The 16,554-nt window shown below is 65.6% G+C and carries 20 protein-coding genes and 2 tRNA genes; 7 read left to right on the top strand and 15 right to left on the bottom strand.

The genetic code is table 11. The annotated features are described in order from the left end of the window. Positions 1-74: 74 nt before the first annotated feature. The gene (locus QYM46_RS12750) at positions 75-704 is read left to right on the top strand and encodes an HAD-IA family hydrolase (protein WP_432789206.1); all 630 of its coding nucleotides are present in this window, start codon (positions 75-77) and stop codon (positions 702-704) included. Between the two features lie 65 nt (positions 705-769). On the opposite strand, the gene QYM46_RS12745 is transcribed toward QYM46_RS12750, so the two are convergent. Together QYM46_RS12745 and QYM46_RS12740 are read right to left on the bottom strand one after the other, a co-directional pair. Then, positions 770-2,137: an APC family permease gene (locus QYM46_RS12745; RefSeq protein WP_432789205.1), complete on the bottom strand. Its 1,368-nt coding sequence runs from the start codon at positions 2,135-2,137 to the stop codon at positions 770-772. Positions 2,138-2,246: 109 nt separating this feature from the next. Beyond that, positions 2,247-3,128, bottom strand: a complete 882-nt coding sequence (locus QYM46_RS12740; RefSeq protein ID WP_432789204.1) for a carbon-nitrogen hydrolase family protein — start codon at positions 3,126-3,128, stop codon at positions 2,247-2,249. Between the two features lie 97 nt (positions 3,129-3,225). Between QYM46_RS12740 and QYM46_RS12735 the strand changes: the two genes are divergently transcribed. From QYM46_RS12735 to QYM46_RS12720, 4 genes are read left to right on the top strand one after another with little or no spacing between them, the layout of a single operon-like run. Continuing rightward, positions 3,226-4,032, top strand: coding sequence for a FadR/GntR family transcriptional regulator (locus QYM46_RS12735; protein WP_432789203.1), 807 nt, complete (start codon positions 3,226-3,228; stop codon positions 4,030-4,032). Then, positions 4,029-4,550, top strand: coding sequence for an ASCH domain-containing protein (locus QYM46_RS12730; RefSeq protein WP_432789202.1), 522 nt, complete (start codon positions 4,029-4,031; stop codon positions 4,548-4,550). Before QYM46_RS12735 ends, QYM46_RS12730 begins: the two co-directional genes overlap by 4 nt. Then, a complete protein-coding gene (locus tag QYM46_RS12725) occupies positions 4,547-4,852 on the top strand; it encodes a maleylpyruvate isomerase family mycothiol-dependent enzyme (protein ID WP_432789201.1) in 306 nt (101 codons plus the stop codon). Before QYM46_RS12730 ends, QYM46_RS12725 begins: the two co-directional genes overlap by 4 nt. Then, a complete protein-coding gene (locus QYM46_RS12720; RefSeq protein ID WP_432789200.1) occupies positions 4,849-5,034 on the top strand; it encodes a hypothetical protein in 186 nt (61 codons plus the stop codon). The genes QYM46_RS12725 and QYM46_RS12720 overlap by 4 nt, the downstream gene beginning before the upstream one ends. Before the next feature lie 4 nt (positions 5,035-5,038). On the opposite strand, the gene QYM46_RS12715 is transcribed toward QYM46_RS12720, so the two are convergent. After that, complete coding sequence (locus QYM46_RS12715; RefSeq protein WP_432789199.1) at positions 5,039-5,479, bottom strand: anthrone oxygenase family protein; 441 nt, start codon at positions 5,477-5,479, stop codon at positions 5,039-5,041. A gap of 114 nt (positions 5,480-5,593) precedes the next feature. Here QYM46_RS12715 and QYM46_RS12710 point away from each other — a divergent pair, with 114 nt between their 5' ends. Then, complete coding sequence (locus QYM46_RS12710; RefSeq protein ID WP_432789198.1) at positions 5,594-6,241, top strand: MerR family transcriptional regulator; 648 nt, start codon at positions 5,594-5,596, stop codon at positions 6,239-6,241. Here QYM46_RS12710 and QYM46_RS12705 read toward each other — a convergent pair. The 9 genes from QYM46_RS12705 to QYM46_RS12665 form a co-directional block, all read right to left on the bottom strand. Then, positions 6,219-6,599: a hypothetical protein gene (locus QYM46_RS12705; protein ID WP_432789197.1), complete on the bottom strand. Its 381-nt coding sequence runs from the start codon at positions 6,597-6,599 to the stop codon at positions 6,219-6,221. The genes QYM46_RS12710 and QYM46_RS12705 overlap by 23 nt on opposite strands. Continuing rightward, entirely contained in the window at positions 6,596-7,060 is a 465-nt protein-coding gene (locus QYM46_RS12700; protein WP_432789196.1) for an N-acetyltransferase family protein, read from the bottom strand. The genes QYM46_RS12705 and QYM46_RS12700 overlap by 4 nt, the downstream gene beginning before the upstream one ends. A 200-nt stretch (positions 7,061-7,260) precedes the next feature. After that, a tRNA-Leu gene (locus tag QYM46_RS12695) sits at positions 7,261-7,345 on the bottom strand. A gap of 155 nt (positions 7,346-7,500) precedes the next feature. After that, positions 7,501-7,974, bottom strand: coding sequence for a thioredoxin-dependent thiol peroxidase (gene bcp, locus QYM46_RS12690; RefSeq protein WP_101553572.1), 474 nt, complete (start codon positions 7,972-7,974; stop codon positions 7,501-7,503). A gap of 139 nt (positions 7,975-8,113) precedes the next feature. Continuing rightward, positions 8,114-9,883: a biotin carboxylase N-terminal domain-containing protein gene (locus tag QYM46_RS12685; RefSeq protein ID WP_432789195.1), complete on the bottom strand. Its 1,770-nt coding sequence runs from the start codon at positions 9,881-9,883 to the stop codon at positions 8,114-8,116. Positions 9,884-9,886: 3 nt separating this feature from the next. Next, entirely contained in the window at positions 9,887-11,545 is a 1,659-nt protein-coding gene (locus QYM46_RS12680; protein ID WP_432789194.1) for a carboxyltransferase domain-containing protein, read from the bottom strand. Beyond that, on the bottom strand, positions 11,542-12,357 hold the full coding sequence (locus tag QYM46_RS12675; protein ID WP_432789193.1) for a putative hydro-lyase: 816 nt from the start codon (positions 12,355-12,357) through the stop codon (positions 11,542-11,544). The genes QYM46_RS12680 and QYM46_RS12675 overlap by 4 nt, the downstream gene beginning before the upstream one ends. Beyond that, positions 12,354-13,139 (bottom strand): LamB/YcsF family protein, encoded by a 786-nt coding sequence (locus QYM46_RS12670; protein WP_432789192.1) that lies wholly within the window; start codon positions 13,137-13,139, stop codon positions 12,354-12,356. Before QYM46_RS12670 ends, QYM46_RS12675 begins: the two co-directional genes overlap by 4 nt. A gap of 2 nt (positions 13,140-13,141) precedes the next feature. After that, a complete protein-coding gene (locus QYM46_RS12665) occupies positions 13,142-14,473 on the bottom strand; it encodes an NRAMP family divalent metal transporter (RefSeq protein ID WP_432789191.1) in 1,332 nt (443 codons plus the stop codon). A gap of 179 nt (positions 14,474-14,652) precedes the next feature. Here QYM46_RS12665 and QYM46_RS12660 point away from each other — a divergent pair, with 179 nt between their 5' ends. Further along, positions 14,653-15,291, top strand: a complete 639-nt coding sequence (locus tag QYM46_RS12660) for a GntR family transcriptional regulator (protein WP_432789190.1) — start codon at positions 14,653-14,655, stop codon at positions 15,289-15,291. Positions 15,292-15,638: 347 nt separating this feature from the next. On the opposite strand, the gene QYM46_RS12655 is transcribed toward QYM46_RS12660, so the two are convergent. The 3 genes from QYM46_RS12655 to QYM46_RS12645 form a co-directional block, all read right to left on the bottom strand. Beyond that, positions 15,639-15,714: transfer RNA gene (locus tag QYM46_RS12655), tRNA-Lys, on the bottom strand. Between the two features lie 224 nt (positions 15,715-15,938). Further along, positions 15,939-16,259 (bottom strand): GroES family chaperonin, encoded by a 321-nt coding sequence (locus QYM46_RS12650; protein ID WP_135808739.1) that lies wholly within the window; start codon positions 16,257-16,259, stop codon positions 15,939-15,941. After that, on the bottom strand, positions 16,252-16,536 hold the full coding sequence (locus QYM46_RS12645) for a DUF3618 domain-containing protein (protein ID WP_025778633.1): 285 nt from the start codon (positions 16,534-16,536) through the stop codon (positions 16,252-16,254). The genes QYM46_RS12650 and QYM46_RS12645 overlap by 8 nt, the downstream gene beginning before the upstream one ends. Between the last annotated feature and the right edge of the window lie 18 nt (positions 16,537-16,554).

The following is a 16,554-nucleotide window of genomic DNA, read 5'->3' as shown; positions in this document are numbered from 1 at the left end:
AACCTGAGCTATTCGCCTCAAACTGGGCTTTCCAGCACACGCGCACCTTGGGCATCGGCGGGTAGTCTTGCCTCATGAGCTCGAGGAAGTGGGTACTCTTCGATATCGGGGGAGTGCTGGAGGTCGTAGATGATGACACCTGGGGGCAGCATTTCGTTCGCCGGTGGCAGGAGCGATCCGGATTCTCGGCCGAGGAGTACCGGGCACGCATTATGACGGCGGACTTGCCGGTCATCGATCGTCGCGCGGATACGCGGATCGAATATTGGTCGAAGTTAGGTCGAGCGCTCGAGATGGATTCGATCCTGATCGAGGCGATGCAGGCGGACATGTGGGACGAATACTGCGGACGCCTCAACGCAGAGTTGTTCGAGTACGCATCCGCACTCCGCTCGCGCGCCGATGTGGCGATTCTGTCGAATTCGGTCGACGGTGCTCGCGCTGAGGAGGAGCGACGGTTCGGTTTCAGCGCCGTCTTCGACCCGATCCTCTACAGTCACGAAACCGGTCTGCTCAAGCCGGAGCCGGAGGCTTATGAGAATGCGCTTGAGCGGATGGGTGCAGATGCCGGAGGCGTGTTCTTCATCGATGACCATGAGGTCTGCGCCGAGGGCGCTCGGGCCGTGGGTATGAGCGCGATCGTGCACAGCGACAACCCGTCGACGATCAAAGCGATCGAGGAGTTTCTCAAGCAGGAGGCCTGAGCAGAGTCGGTGTACTCCTCGTTGGGTGCCGGCCTCGATAATGGGGGCCAGCAGTTCAGGGTTGTTCAGACGTGCTTTGGTGCAGTCGGCTGATCCGAATCGGCCGAATCGACAGCCAGCTCCGAAGGTTGGGTGCGGAAGCCCTTCGTCGTCACCCCGAGGATCACGGCGCCGATGACGAGCCATATGGTGCCCAGGGTGATCGCGTGGACGTCGAGCTGAGTGAGCAGGAACCCGATGACGATGACGCCGATGATCGGGCAGACGAGGTAGAGAAGCGCATTGTGCGACCGTCCACTTCGGCGTTCGCGCACCCAATAGACGATGACCGAGACGTTGACCATGATGAAGGCGAGGAACGCGCCGAAGTTGATGAACGAGGTCGAGGTGGCCACGTTCATGAAGATCGCGATGAGACCGATCGCAGCGATGGCCAGCAGCGACAGCACCGGAGTGTGGAAGCGCGGGCTGAGCTTTCCGAAGTAGCTGCGTGGAAGCACACCGTCGCGTCCCATCGCATAGAGCAGACGGCTGCCAGCGGCCTGAGCGGCGATGCCGGAAGTGAACTGAGCGATGACAAGGGCGGCGAGGAAGACTGCGCCGAAGAGATGCCCGCCGATGCTCTTGGCGATCTCGAACGCCGCGGCATCGGAGTTCTCGAAGACTCCGCCGGGGTGGACGAGCTGAACCGCGTAGGCCACGACGACGAAGATGCCGCCGCCGATCAGCGCGATGAGCATAATGGCCTTCGGTACGGTGCGAAGGGGCTCGATGGTCTCCTCGGTGAAGGTGGTGACGGCGTCGAATCCGAGGAAGGAATACGCGGCGACCGCGGCACCGCCGCCGATGGCCACGAGAGTCGAGTCGATGCCGGTGAACGGCGTTGGACTGATCAGCCCCGTACCGCCGTCCGAGGCGAATGCATCGGCTAGTGACAGGGCGACGAAGAAGACGATGACGAGGATCTGGAACGACATGAGGATGAGGTTGACCCGATCGGCGACCTTGATTCCCACGATATTGAGCACCGTGGTGAGGAGGATGAAGCCGATGATCCACACGGCCATCGGCACGGCCGGGAACTGCGCCTGCAGGTAGGAACCGCCGATGAGCCAGATGACCATCGGCAGGAACAGGTAGTCGAGCATCGTCGCCCACCCGACGAGGAACCCGACGCGCCCGTCGATGGTCTTGCGCACATAGGTGTAGGCGGACCCCGCCACCGGATAAGCCGCAGCCATGCGGCCATAGCTGTTGGCAGTGAAGAGCATCGCACCGAGTGCGATCAGATAGGCGCTCGCGCTCGCCCCATTCGTCTGGGAGGCGATGACGCCGAAGATGCCGAGGACGATGAGCGGGGTGAGATAGGCGAGGCCGAAGATGACCAGGGACGGCAGTTTGAGTGTGCGGTTGAGTGTGACGTGGTCGGACATGATCGCTCCATTGTCGATGTCAGATTTCCGGGTAGCAGTTGTGCCTGCTGTGCTCAATTGAAGTGGCTTGCTGTCGGAGGAGGGCCGCCGCTCGGGCGCGGCAGTCGGCTCAGGGAATGCCGTGGCCGGGTGACCAGCGCTTCGGGTCGAGGGTGCCCCCGTAGAGGGGGAGGGGGATCGGGTCGTCATCGCAGGCGAACTGCGACCACATGCGATTCGTCCCCGCGGTCCCGATCTCGCGGACGCGTTTGACCCGGCCGGGATCGACGCGGACGATGATCGTGTCTTCGCCGAGTCCCGCCTCGCCGAGGACGAGTCCTTCGGGATCGACGACGATGGATCGCCCGCGGCCGACCGGTCCAGCGCAGTTGACGCTGAGCACGTAGACCTGGTTGACGATTGCGTTCGCGCGGGCGAGAACCAGTTCCTGCTCGCGGTCCTGGCTCGTCGTCTTGACGATGTTGAGAATCGCGTCGGCGCCCATCCACGCCAGATGACGCGTGTGTTCGGGAAACCAGGCGTCGTAGCAGATCGAGAGGCCGAAGGCGCCGTGATCGGGAGTCTGGGCGACGACGAAATCGGTGCTTGGGCGATGTGGTTCGAACGGTCGCCACGGGAACATCTTGCGGTAGGTGGAGACGAGATCGCCGGCAGGAGAGAAGAACAGCTGGGTGTTGAAGAAGCTCCCGTCATCGGCGATCTCGCCGATGCTGCCCGGGCACAGCCAGATGTTGTGCTCGGCGGCGATGCGGCCGATCTCGGCGACGAACTCCGAATCGAGTCGCACAGCCTTCTCGCGCAGAGCGGCGGGGCGGTCGTCGAGTGGCAGGTCGTCGGCGCTGTGCAGGTGGAGCTCGGGATAGACAAGCATCTCGAGCTCGGGATATTTCGCCGAGGCGGCCGCCACGTCCGCGCGGAAGTCGGCCAACGGGTCCGGCCCGGTCAGGGGTGCACGCTGGGCCAGCCCGATGGCCATTTCACTGGTGTCCACTTCGGTCCCTTCTCCGGCGAAAACGGTGGTTCGTCTCACCAACTTTTTAATTGATCAGTTTGATCACTATAAGTCGATGTGACGTTAGACTCAATACATGGCAGCGAGAAATTCTTCGGCACCCGATCCTGCGGGCGTGGGTGCTGAGCGGGATGGGATGGACTCTTCGCAGGCGCGGGCGGTCGATCGAACGCTGTTCGCCGCGCCTGGGGCCGCGGAACTCACTCGGCTGTCTGCCGTCGATACCGTCCGAGCCCGAGTTCTGCTCTCCATCGAGCACGCTCTGCTCGCGCCGGGCAGCAGACTGCCGAAGACCGAGCTCCTGGCGGCGGGACTTGAGGTCAGCGTCATCACCGCTCGACGCGGCCTCGAGAGTCTCGTCGATGACGGAGTCCTCGTGCGCAGGCGGGGCCGCGGTGGGGGGACCTTCGTCGCCGACGATCCGCCACACCTCAACGACTCCGCGGTCACCGCCTACAGAGCAGACGCCGACGCGATCCACCGGCTCATCGACCAGCGGAGTCTGATGGAATCGGCCATTGTCGCCGAGGCTGCCGTGCGGGCCACGCCTGAGCAGTGCGATGAACTCGACTCGCTCATCCAGGCGTCAGCCGAAGCAGCTGACTGGCATGAGCACCATATTCCTGACACTCGTTTCCACCGATTCGTCGCCGAGATCAGCGGCCTGCCCGAGGCCCCGACCTACCTGGCCTGTTATGGCGGACTGACGAAGTATTTCGTACCCTATCCGCAAGAGCAGCTCGAAGAGGGCCGTGACCATCACCGACGGCTTGTGGCTGCATTGCGGAACCATGATCCCCTCGCCGCCATCGAAGTCACCCGTGTCCATGTCGATGCCCTGCGGCGTGAGATGTTCGTCGGTCTCGAGGACAATGACGGATGAGCGGCGCAGAGCCTGGCGGCGACGACCTTCGCGCATTCTGGTCGACGGCGAGAGGTGGCATCCCTGACCTGCCGGACGCGATGCCCGAAGCCTGGGCCTTCGGTGCGACTCCCGAGCATGCGGATGACCTCCTCGCTCTCGTGCTGTCCGGGACGAAGACGGGCACCGCCTCGGCGCTGTGGGACATCGAAGCCGACGGCGATTCCGTCCCCGAGGTGGGCGAACTGAGCATCATCCTCGACGGCCGGGGCCGACCGAGAGCCCTCATCGAAACCACGGCGATCGACATCGTGGCCTTCTCCGCAGTGACCGCCGAGCATGCCCATGCAGAAGGGGAGGGCGACCGAACCCTGGCTGCCTGGCGCGACATCCATGAACGCTTCTGGAGCGAGCACGGACGGCGTGGATTCTCGCCCGAGATGCCGGTTGTGTGCGAACGTTTCCGGGCACTCTTCGGAACGGCCGACGAAGCGCCCGACGGCGAATCCGGCGACGGCTCACGCGGGAAGAGCGCATGAGCGAAACCGAATACTGGGACCTCATCCACGCGGAGCGCGCACGCCTGGCCGCTCTGCTGACGACTCTCGGAACTGAGCAGTGGGCGCACGCCACCCTGTGCACGGAATGGTCGGTCGAGCAGGTCGTCGCCCACCTGAGCGCCGCAGCCAACACCGGGAAGTGGGCCTGGATCCGCAGCATCGTCCGGGCGGGATTCGATCCTGCCAAACACAATGCGCGACTGCTCGAGCGCCGACTCGGTGACTCACCGGGGGAGAATCTCGCGAGGTTCCGCGACTCGCCTCGAAGGACTTCGCCGTGAACTCGAAGACCCTGGTCAAAGGGTTGAAGCTCAGTGCTGTCGACGCCGACTTCGAATCCGGAAACGGTCAGGGGGTGACCGGTCGTGTCCTCGACCTCGTCCTGGTCATGGCCGGCCGCCCGGAGGCATTGGCAGACCTGACCGGAAGTGGGGCCACCGAACTCCGGCGACGGATGGACTGAAACCTCAGCCGAATCCGACGACTCCGACCGCGACAAGGACGAAACCGAGCAGCTGCAGAGTTGCGCGCACGATCTGGAAGACGTCCCACCGTCTGCGCATGGCGATGAATCCCTCGGGGGCGGTCTCCTCGGTGATCCGTCCCGTTCGGGAATTGATCGGGACGTTCCCGACGATCGTCACGACCAGAGCGACGCCGAGGCTGATTGCAGCCGAAACCAGCCAGACGTTGGGCTCATCGATGGCGACGATGATCGCCAGAGCAGTCGCCGCGGTCATTCCGGCCGGCATCACCCGGCCGAACGTCTTCAGCAGGCCCTTCTCCATGATGAGCTGATCGTCCGTCGCCAGCCGACGGATCACCGGGTGGACCAAGGCGGCCGACCCGAACTCCGCTGAGCCGACGAAACCGGTGACGAGGACCGCAGCCAATGCGAAAGCGTCCATGGCCCCTCCTTCTAATAGGTAGTTGGACTATCCATAATAGATAGTAGAGGTATCTGCTAAGGTCGAGCAAGATCAGTCACACAAAATTGCTGGCGGTGCCGGGAGGAGATGGCGATGCAGGAGCCGACGGACAGGCCGGAGATGAGGATGGCGGAGCTGGCCCGCCGTTCGGACCTCAGTGTGCCGACCCTCAAGTACTACCTGCGAGAAGGGCTGCTGCAGCCGGGACGACGGACGAGCGTGAATCAAGCCGTCTACGATCGAACTCATCTTGAGCGGCTGCGCCTCATCCGGGCCATGACGTCGGTGGCCGGACTGCCCTTGGCGAAGGTGCGAGCCGTCGTCGGTGCGGTGGACGGACAGGCTTCGGAGATCGAAGCGATGGGCGTCACCCAGGACGCGCTCGTCGGCGAGGCCGAGACGGACGATGCCGCTGCCTCGGCGATACTCGGCCGTGCGATCACCGCGCGAGGATGGCGCTGCGCGACCTCATCTCCGGCTTATCGGGCGGCTGTGAACGCGGTTGCCATGTTGTCCGAAGAGGGCCTGACTCCGCTCCTCGATCGGCTCGATGCCTATGTCGAGGCGGCAGAAGTCGTCGGCCGGACCGACCTCGATGCGATCGGCGACGCAGTCAGCATGGAGGAGCGGATTCGCGGAGTCGTCCTCGGCAGTGTGCTGCGCACACCGTTGCTCGAGGCGTTGGTCCTGCTTGCCCAGCAGCACTTCGCGCAGGATCTCACTCGCTCGGAAGAAAGCTGATCGGGAACAGCTCCGTCCTGGCGATGACGCGGTCGCGATCGGCGGCCTGCGCCTGACGTCGCGGATCGGCCAGGTAGGAATTGAGCGCTCCCGGGGACTCGAACCGATAGAACTGCACCTCGTCGGGACGCCCTTGGGCCCCGTCGCTCTTGGCACGATTGACGACGCGACCTCCGTGCTCGGAAATCAGCGCGAGAACATCGTTCTCGTAGGCTGTCAGTGCCTCAGCCTGCCCTTCGCGTGCCCACAGCAGGCAGCACAGAAGCACCTCGCGGTCAGCGCCGGTATGCGCTGAGCGTGACCGTTCCTTCGACTCCACCGAGTTCGGCTTCTCCTCACTCGGGAATTGTGCGCTCACGACTCCTGCGGCTTCGCGTCGTAGGTGAGCCAGTTCGTCTTCGCTGCGACATCGTCATAGAGCACCTGAGCCTGAGCGTTGTCATCGGCGGTGATCCACCGGACCACCGAACAGCCTTCGGACGAGGCGATCACCTGCAGCCGGGAGATCAAGGCACGGCCGACACCTCGGCCGCGCGCATCGGGATCGGTGAAGAGATCGTCGAGCCAGATGCCGACGCTGCCTGTCGATGGACGCGAGAAACGACGGTAGTCGGCGATTCCGACGATCGTTCCGTCCGCCTCGGCGACGAGGCTGTTCACTTCATGGTCGGGATCGATGACCCAGCCCCATACGCGGGAGACGACCTCCTCGGATGGTTCCAATCGGTAGAACTCGCGGTAGGCACGGAAAAGCTCCTTCCACCGGGCCTCGTCGGCAGGTGCGGTGGGGCGGATCGTCGGAGCCGGGGACATCGTCATCGGCAGTCCTCTCACTAGGTTCGGTGCAGCACTGACCACATTACGTTCTCCGCATCTGTTCAAGCGGAGTTCCGGACGATGTGTGCTGAAAGTGTGCGGCAGATTCCGCACGGATCGTCCGGAACTCGCCGCATGCGGCTCACTATGAGACAGAAAAGTGCCCCGGGGCGGAAGCTTGTCGACTTCCGCCCCGGAGACCGTGGTACGCGAGAGGGGACTTGAACCCCTACGTCCGAAGACACTGGAACCTAAATCCAGCGCGTCTACCAATTCCGCCACTCGCGCTCTAGCCACCGCGGATGCGGCCGCGCCGCCCTCAAGATTAGCAGGGGCGGCCCGAGTTGCTGAAAACTCGGGCCGCCCCGATGATCGAGCGGAAGGCTCAGGCTGCGATCGCGCCGGCGCCGCTGCCTGGGCAATGCGACGAAGCCGCAGTCGACTCAGGCAGCGTCGATGCCGAGCTCCTTGCGCACGCGGGCGACGTGTCCGGTGGCCTTGACGTTGTACTGGGCGAGTTCGACCTTGCCCTCGGCATCGACGACGACGGTCGAGCGGATGACGCCCTGGACGACCTTGCCGTAGTTCTTCTTCTCGCCGAAGGCACCCCACTCGGTCATCATCGTCTTGTCTTCATCGGAGAGGAGGTCGAAGTTGAGACCTTCCTTCTCGATGAACTGCTGCAGCTTCTCCGGCTTGTCCGGGGAGATGCCGACGACGGCGATTCCGGCGGCTTTGAGTGCCGACAGCGAGTCCCGGAAATCGCAGGCCTCGGTCGTGCAGCCCGGGGTCATAGCGGCCGGGTAGAAGTACACGACGACCCGCTGACCTCGGAAATCGCTGAGGCTCACGGACTTCCCGTCCTGGTTGACGAGGGTGAACTCCGGGGCGGTGTCGCCGACCGACAGACGTGACATGAATGCTCCTCCTGATTGGGGTGGTCTCCGTGGTGGACAACCATTGCTGACCACCACTCTATTCCGTTGCCGGGCCCGATGCCTCGACCGATGCACGCAACCACCTCGACCGATCCTTTCGCCGAGGCGGCTCGCCGTCTCAGTCGACCCGTGCGATGGCCTGTCCGACCGCCACGACGTCGCCGACGGCCGCGACCTGGCGCAGCGTTCCCGCGACCGGGGCTTCGACCCGGGTCTCCATCTTCATCGCCGACAGCACCGCGACCTCGTCACCGGCCGCTACCTGTGCGCCATCCTCGACGAGGAAATCCACGAGGCTGCCCGGCACGGGCGCGGTGACATCCCCGGCACTCGCCGAGGCGGCCCCACCGGTCCCAGCAGCACCGCCCTCACCGCCCTGGCCGGTGTTGCCCTGACCGGTCCCACCGACCGAGCCGAGGGCTGCGAGCAGTCCGGCGGGCAGTCCGATGGTGGTCAGCTTCCCGTCGATCTCGATCGACATGCGCTGCATCTGACCGTCGGCGACCGGGGCCGGGCGCTGCTGTGTCTCGAAGCGCGGCAGCCGCTCGGCTTCGATCCACTGGGTGTGGATGCCGTCGACACCGGCGACGCCGAGACCGGTGAATGCCTCATCACGCAGGATCGCCAGAGAGCACGGCACCACTGTGGCCGGGCCCTCGACGTGGAGCTCCTTCGCCGCTGTCACGGTGCGCGCGATCGCCTGCTCACGGTCGGGACCGTGGACGATGAGTTTCGCGAAGAGGGAATCGAAGGCCGGCTGCACGGTGTCACCGGCACGCACACCGGAATCCCAGCGCACACCGAGGCCACCGGGCACATCGAGGACATCGATGCGTCCCGGAGTCGGGAGGAATCCGCGGCCGGGATCCTCGGCGTTGATGCGCAGTTCGATCGCATGACCGACCGGCTGCGGGGTCGACTCCAGCGACAGTCCGTGGCCGAAGGCGATGCGGAACTGCTCGGCGACGAGATCGACCCCGGAGGTCACCTCGGTGACGGGATGCTCGACCTGCAGTCGGGTGTTGACCTCGAGGAACGTCATGGTGCCGTCGGCCGCGAGCAGGAATTCGACGGTGCCGGCACCGCGGTAGTCCACCTCGGCGCAGATGGCTTCGGCCGAACGGTGCAGACGTTCGCGCTGCTCTGCCGTCAGTCCCGGGGCAGGCGCTTCCTCGATGAGCTTCTGGTTGCGCCGCTGAGCGGAGCAGTCGCGGTCACCGACGGCCACGACCCGACCCTGACCGTCGCCGACGATCTGGACCTCGACGTGGCGAGGACGCTCGAGGTACTTCTCGACGAAGCATTCGGGTCGACCGAAGGCCTCGACGGCCTCACGGGTGGCCGATTCGAAGGCACCGGCCACCTCGGTCAGCTCGTGGACGATCTTCATTCCGCGCCCACCACCGCCGTGGGCGGCCTTGATGATGATCGGCAGTCCCGCCTCGGCGGCGAAGGACTCGACCTCGGCTGCGTTCTCCAAAGGGCGGTCGATGCCCGGCGCCAAGGGGGCGCCGACCTTCTGCGCGAGCTGACGGGCGGTGACCTTGTCGCCGAGGGCGGTGATCGTGTCCGCGTTCGGCCCGATCCAGATCAGCCCGGCGGCTTCGACGGCGGAGGCGAAGTCGGCGTTCTCGGACAGGAATCCGTAGCCGGGGTGGACGGCATCGGCGCCGGCGGACTTCGCAGCGGTCAGGATCGCATCGATGTTGAGGTAGGACTCACCGGCTGTCGTCCCGGGCAGGGCGAATGCTTCGTCGGCGAGCCGGGCATGCATGGCGTCGGCGTCCTGATCGGCGTAGACAGCCACCGAGGTGTGCCCGTGCTGGGCGCAGGCGCGGATGATGCGGACGGCGATCTCGCTGCGGTTGGCGATGAGGATTCTCGACATTGTTCAGCCTTCGTTCTCGTTGGTGCGGGGTGCTGCTGAGGTGCGGGGTGACTCGGCCGGGCGGGTGTTCGGCGTCGGTCGGGCAGAGGTGGTGAACCGCAGTTTCACACCCGGAGGCAGCTGTGCGGCGAGGTCGAGATCATCGACGCTGGCGATGATCGGGTACCCGCCGGTGAGCGGATGGTCGGGGCCGAAGAGGACCGGCTGACCGTTCGGCGGAACCTGCAGGGCACCGGTGACCGCGCCCTCGCTGGGCAGCTCACCGGTGCGGGCCCGCTCGAGCGGAACCTCACCGGACAGGCGCAGGCCCACCCGGTCGGATTCGTGGGTGACCGTCCATACCTGTGACAGCAGCGTGTCGATTCCGGCCTCGGTGAACCAGTCCTCACGCGGTCCCAGGGTCACCGTGAGCGTCACCGTCTCACCCGGCTGCGGAAGGCTCCGCGGCGGTGTGGGAGTGGGATCGACGAGGTGGGGCGCCGTCCGCGGATCGTGCACACCCACCGTGGTGTCCTTGACGACAGCGGCTGGACCGAGCCCGGCCAGGGTGTCGGCGGAGCTGCTGCCGAGCGCCGTGTCGACATCGATTCCACCGCGCACGGCGAGGCAGCGGCGGACTCCGCGCTCGGTCGGTCCGAGTTCGAGTTCGTCCCCGTCGGCCAGGGCAAAGGCCTCGCCGAGGCGGGGTGTGAGAACCGTGCCATCGGCAGCGGTCACGGTGATCGTTCCGGTGGCCCCGGTGACCGCGGCGACGCCGTCACCCGCTGAGCGCAGGAGCACTCCGCCGCCGAAGCTCTCCAGTCCGGCGGCGGTCTTAGCGTTGCCGACGAGACGGTTGGCGTCAGTCAACGCGGAGCGGTCGGCGGCACCGGCGGCGGAGACACCCATCGAGGCGAAACCGGGCCGACCGAGATCCTGGACGAGCAGCTGCAGACCGGGGCGCAGGATCTTCAGGGAGTGAGATACATCGGCGCTCGCCTCCGCACCTGCGGCAGAATCTTCCGCCGCAATCTCGACGATCTCCCGCCCCGCCTCGGCGAACTTCACGATCGTGCCGGGTACGAACAGGGCTGGGGGCTGTCTGTCGAGATCCCACAGTGTCGCATCGGTGCGTCCGATGAGCTGCCAGCCGCCGGGGGAGGAGCGCGGGTAGACACCGGTGAACTCACCGGCCAGAGCCACCGAGCCCACGGGCACACGCGTGCGAGGGGACGAGCGGCGGGGAACGTCGAAGAGCTCGTCGTCACCGGCGAGGTAGCCGAAGCCGGGAGCGAAGCCGGCGAACGCGACCTGCCAGGTCGCGGCCTGGTGGCGGTTGATCACCTCGGCGGGGGAGACGGAGAGGAGGTCGGCCACCTCGGCGAGGTCGTCCCCGTCGTAGCGGACTTCGATCGTGACCTCCCGGGCCGTATCCGAGGCCGACTCGGTGTGCCCGAGCCCGCGCACCGCCTCGGTCAGCGTCTCGGCACTCGTGCGCGCGGGGTCGAAGCTCAGCAGCACTGTGCGGGCGGCCGGGATGAGTTCGGTGACGCCGGGCAGATCAGCGGCTTCGAGGCTGTGGTGCAGGGCCATCGTCGCGGGCAGGTCGGCGCACTCGACGAGGAGGTGGCGCCTCGAGGCGGTGTGGAAGGTCAGGGTGTTGGCCAGCGGGGTCGAGGTCATTGGCGGTAGGTGTCTTCCGGCTCGTCGGTGATGAACATCTTCCCAGGTGAGTGTGTAATCGCGAAGGGAATTCCCGAGGCCTGGATGGCTGCCTGCGGGGTGACTCCGCAGGCCCAGAACACGGGAATGTCGCCGTCGTTGATGACCGGGGCGTCACCGAAATCGGGCGCGTCGAGGTCAGCGATGCCGATCTGGGACGGGTCGCCGATGTGGATCGGGGCACCGTGGACGGCGGGGAAGCGATCGGTGATGCGCACCGCCTCGGCGACCTGGGTTGCCGGGATCGGGCGCATGGACACGACCATGTCTCCGCTGATCCGGCCGGCCGGGCGGCAGGCCGTGGTCGTGCGGTACATCGGCACATTGCGACCGGCTGCCTGGTGGCGGATCGGGATGCCCGCTTCGGTGAGCCCGTTCTCGAAGGTGAACGAGCAGCCGATGAGGAACGACACGAGGTCCGGGTGGGTCTCCCAGGCCCCGGTGGCGTCGGTGACTTCGTCGGTCAGGGCGCCGTTCTCCCAGATCCGGTAGCCGGGGATGTCGGTGCGGATATCGCTGCCCGGCGCCAGCGCGGATGCCAGCTGTCCGGGTTCGAGGACGTCGACGACCGGGCACGGCTTCGGGTTGCGTTGGGTGAACAGGAGGACGTCGAAAGCCCAGTCCGCGGGCACGGAGATGAGGTTGGCCTGGACGAGTCCAGGTGCCATCCCCGAGGTGGGGCCGTCGAATCCAGCCCGGATGCGGGCACGGGCTTCCGCGCCGACAGCCCGCATCGTGTCCATGGCAGTGGTGCCTGTGGCGGCAGCGTTCATCGTCCGGCTCCGGCGAAGGCGGCGATCGCAACACCTTCGGATTCGAGGAGGTCGCGGGCGGCTCGGGCCATGTCGATGGATCCCTGGCTGTCGCCGTGGAAACAGATGGACTGAGCGTCGACGTCGACGAGGCTGCCGTCGATGGCTTCGACCTGTCCGGTCTGGACGAGCCGGAGGACGCGGGCGGCCACGGCTTCGGGGTCGTGGAGGACCGCGTTCGGCTCCGACCGGGAGACCAGGGACCCGTCGGGATTGTAGGACCGATCGGCGAAGGCCTCGGCGGCGACGGTCAGTCCGGCTTCGGCGGCGACGCGGTTGGCCACGCTGCCGGCGAGTCCGAGGAAGACCAGCGAATCATCGATGGCTTTGACGGCGTCGACGACGACCTTCGCCTGCGCCTCGTCGTGGACGATCGCGTTGTAGAGACCGCCGTGGGGTTTGACGTAGGAGACATCTCCGCCGACGGCCGTGGTCAGTCCGATGAGCGCACCGATCTGGTATTCGACCTGGGCCTGCAGGGTGGCTGCGGGCACGTCGAGGGCGCGACGACCGAAGCCTTCGTAGTCGTCGTATCCGGGGTGGGCTCCGATGGCGACTCCGCCCTTCGTTGCGGCGTCGACGGTGGCGCGGATGCCTTCGGGATTGCCGGCGTGGAACCCGCAGGAGACGTTGGCGCTGGTGACGAGGCCGAGCATGGCCGCATCGTCGCTGACGACGCGGTCGGGCACGTTCTCCCCGAGGTCAGAGTTGAGGTCGATTCTCAGTTCGCTGTTGACAGACAATGTCATCCTCCGATTCCGATCATGGCGAAGATGGGGCCGATGGACTGTGTGGCCGTGTACCACGTGACCAGTGTTGCTGCGGTGCCGATGATGAGCAACCACTTCGGGTACTTGTCAGTGCGCAGCAGGCGCGGCCTGAACCAGCCGATGTACATGAAGATCGTCAGACCGATCGGCAGGATGAGGCCGTTGAAGCCGCCGACGAAGACGAGCAGAGTGGCGGGTGCCGTGCCGAGGGCGAGGTAGACGATGAGTGAGACGACGATGAAGGCCACGGTCGCCAGCTGCAGCGGCCAACCGCCCTTGAGTCGCGTGGAGAAGGCGGAGAGGAAGGTCGCGGAGGTGTAGGCTGCGCCGATGACCGAGCTCAGTGCCGCGGCCCAGAAGATGGCGCCGAAGATGCGCATTCCCGCATCGCCGAGGACTGCGGCGAAGGCCTGACCGGCGGGGTTCGCCACGCTCGAGTCGAGGTCGAGGGCGACTCCGGAGGCGACGACGCCGAGGATGGCGAGGAAGAGGACGTAGCGCATGACACCGGTGACGATGATGCCCGACAGCGCCGAACGCATGACCGAACCGGCGTTCTCCGGGCCGGTTTTGCCCGAGTCGAGGTAGCGGTGGGCACCCGAGTAGGTGATGTAGCCGCCGACGGTGCCTCCGACGATCGTGGTCACGGTGGCGAAGTTGATGGTGTCGGGTGCGATCGACTGTCTGAGCGCCTCACCGACGGGCGGGTTCGAGACGATGGCGACGATGCAGGTGAGGATGATCATCCCGATGCCGAGGACGAGGACGACTGTGTCGACGACCTTTCCGGCGCGTTTGAACAGGAAGATGCCGATCGCGAGCACACCGGTGAGCAGCCCGCCGAGCTTCGGGTCGATGCCCAGCAGTGCGTTGAGGCCGAGCCCGCCGCCGGCGATATTGCCGATGTTGAAGGCCAGTCCGCCGATGACGATGAGAACGGACAGGAGGATGCCCGACCCCGGCACGGCCGAGGAGGCCAGCTGGGCCGCGCGCTTGCCCGAGGAGGTCACCATCCGCCAGATATTGAGCTGGATGGCGATGTCGATGAGGATCGAGGCGAAGATCGCGAAGGCGAAGGCCGCCCCCATCTGAGCCGTGAAGGTGGCCGTCTGGGTGATGAAGCCCGGACCGATCGCCGAAGTGGCCATGAGGAAGATGGCCCCGACGATCGCGCTGCGGCTGATCTTCGAGCCGATCTCACTCGAGGCATTGGCGCGTCCCGACGCGGTTGCGTCCGACGAGCTCGATTCCGGCGGTTGGGATTCCGGTGCGTGTGACATGGGAGTCTCCGACTGTCTGGTGGTCATGAGGTCCTTCGCGTGCGCCGATGGGGTGAGGACAGCGATGTCTGTGTCCTGGCACACGTGAAGTGGTAAACAATCTAGCACTTATTGTTGAACAAACATAGACGGGAGTCACATTTTTCTTCGTGAGATTGTGGACGGACGGATGGGAGTTTGCAGCGTCGGTTCAGTAGGATGGAGAGGTGAATCACGATTCGTCCCTGGTCAACAGGCTCACTGACCGTCTCATCGCGGGAGAGCTGCGCCCTGGTGAGCGGCTGTCCGAAGCTGCGCTGGCGAAGGAGTTCGATGTTTCGCGCAATACCCTGCGCGAGGCCTTCCGCGTGCTCGGGGAGCAGGGGCTGGTCACGCACATCCCGCACCGTGGCGTCTCCGTGGCGTCGCCGAACACGGCCGATGTCGTCGATATCTACCGAGTTCGCCATCACGTCGAGTGCTCTGTGCTCGAGCACGCTCCGCGCAACCACCCGAATGCCGTGAGGATGGAGGCGGCTGTCGACGCCGCCGAGAAGTTCGCCGCCGAAGAGAACTGGCTCGAGGTCGGGACGGCGAATATGGAGTTCCACAATGCCGTCGTCTCGCTCTCGGACAGCCGGCGGCTGATGCAGTCGTTTTCCAATGTGCTCGCCGAGCTTCGATTGGCGTTCCTCAAGGTCGAGGTCCTCGACTTCCTCCATGCACCGTTCATCGGTCGCAACAAAGAGGTCGTCGAGGTCTATCGCACGGAGGGTCCCGAGGCTGCGGCGACGATCCTCGGCGCCTACCTCGGAGATTCCGAGCGGCAAGTGCTCGGCGCCTACGCCCGCGCGGGACAGGACTGAACCGGGCCCTGCCCGTGCCGAGAGCCGCTCGTCCTGCCCCTGACCGTAGCCGAATCTGCTGGCAGCCCACCTGAAGTCAGACAGCACAGTTTCAAACATGGGCCTTTCGACTCAAACGGTGCCGCCGCCATCCAAGGGCCGGGCCGTGCGGCTCGCGAGTGGTCCCCAACCAGGACGCCGCCGCAACAGGTGCAGTCCGGCGAATCGGTCCACCCTGCTCTGAATTGCACATAGAGGAACCCGGTGATGTGAGAGCAGGGTGAGCCGAACTTGAGAGCAGGGTGGCCGACAAGGGTGAATGCGAAAGAACCGCTCCCGACGTGATGTCAGAAGCGGTTCTCAGTCTGTGGTGCGCCCCCCGGGACTTGAACCCGGAACCCACTGATTAAGAGTCAGTTGCTCTGCCAATTGAGCTAGAGGCGCGTGCCGCGCACGTTGCGCAACGAGAATTAATATTACTCAGGTGTCGACCGATCATGCAAACCGAGATCGGCCCATATTCGATTTTGTGATGAAGGTCGCAAACCCCTGGTCAGAGTCCCTGTCCCAGCGATCTCTGCGACTCGGAACCCACTGATTGAGAGTCTAGTTCCGGGCCCAGCCGGCGCGGCGTTCTCATCACCGACGCTCGTACGCCCGGCGGCATCTCAGAGATACATTCCGGAACTCGACTGCTCGGCCGGTTCGGAGATCGCGTGGACGTCGCGCTCACGCAGCAGCACATACGCGCGTCCCTCGAGCTCCACCTCGGCGAGTTCCTCAGGGTCGTAGAGGACGGTGTCGCCGAGGTTGGCCTGCCTCACATGCGGGCCCGCGGCCACGACCTTGCCCCACACGAGGCGTCTGCCCATGCTGGCGGTGGCGGGAATGACGATGCCCGCCGAGGATTTGCGTTCCCCGGCTTCCTCGCTGGGTTCGAGCAGGATCCGGTCATGGAGCATCCGGATCGGAAGTGCGGCATCAGCCACGCTTGCGACCGGAGAGTCCGACGACGAGGGCGGCCACACCGAGGACGGCGCCGGCGCCGAGTGCGATGATCTCGGGCTTGGGGGAGCCGTCTTCCTCGACGACCTCGGACTTCGCCTTGTTGACGGCGCGCGTCGCCAGCACCTTCGGGTGGATGCGGCCGACGAGCTCGTCGATGTTCTCGGCGATGCGCTCTTCGCGCAGTCGGATCGACTCCGCGAGCTGCGCGGTTGTCGCCTGGTCGACGGTCACATCTGAGGTGTAGACGTTGTCAGTCATCGGGTCGAGTCCTCCCGG

The organism is Brevibacterium sp. K11IcPPYGO002 (assembly GCF_050920635.1).
Taxonomy (GTDB): Bacteria; Actinomycetota; Actinomycetes; order Actinomycetales; family Brevibacteriaceae; genus Brevibacterium.
The sequence above is the reverse complement of the archived record's forward strand: the minus strand, read 5'-3'. Positions and strand labels throughout refer to the sequence as shown.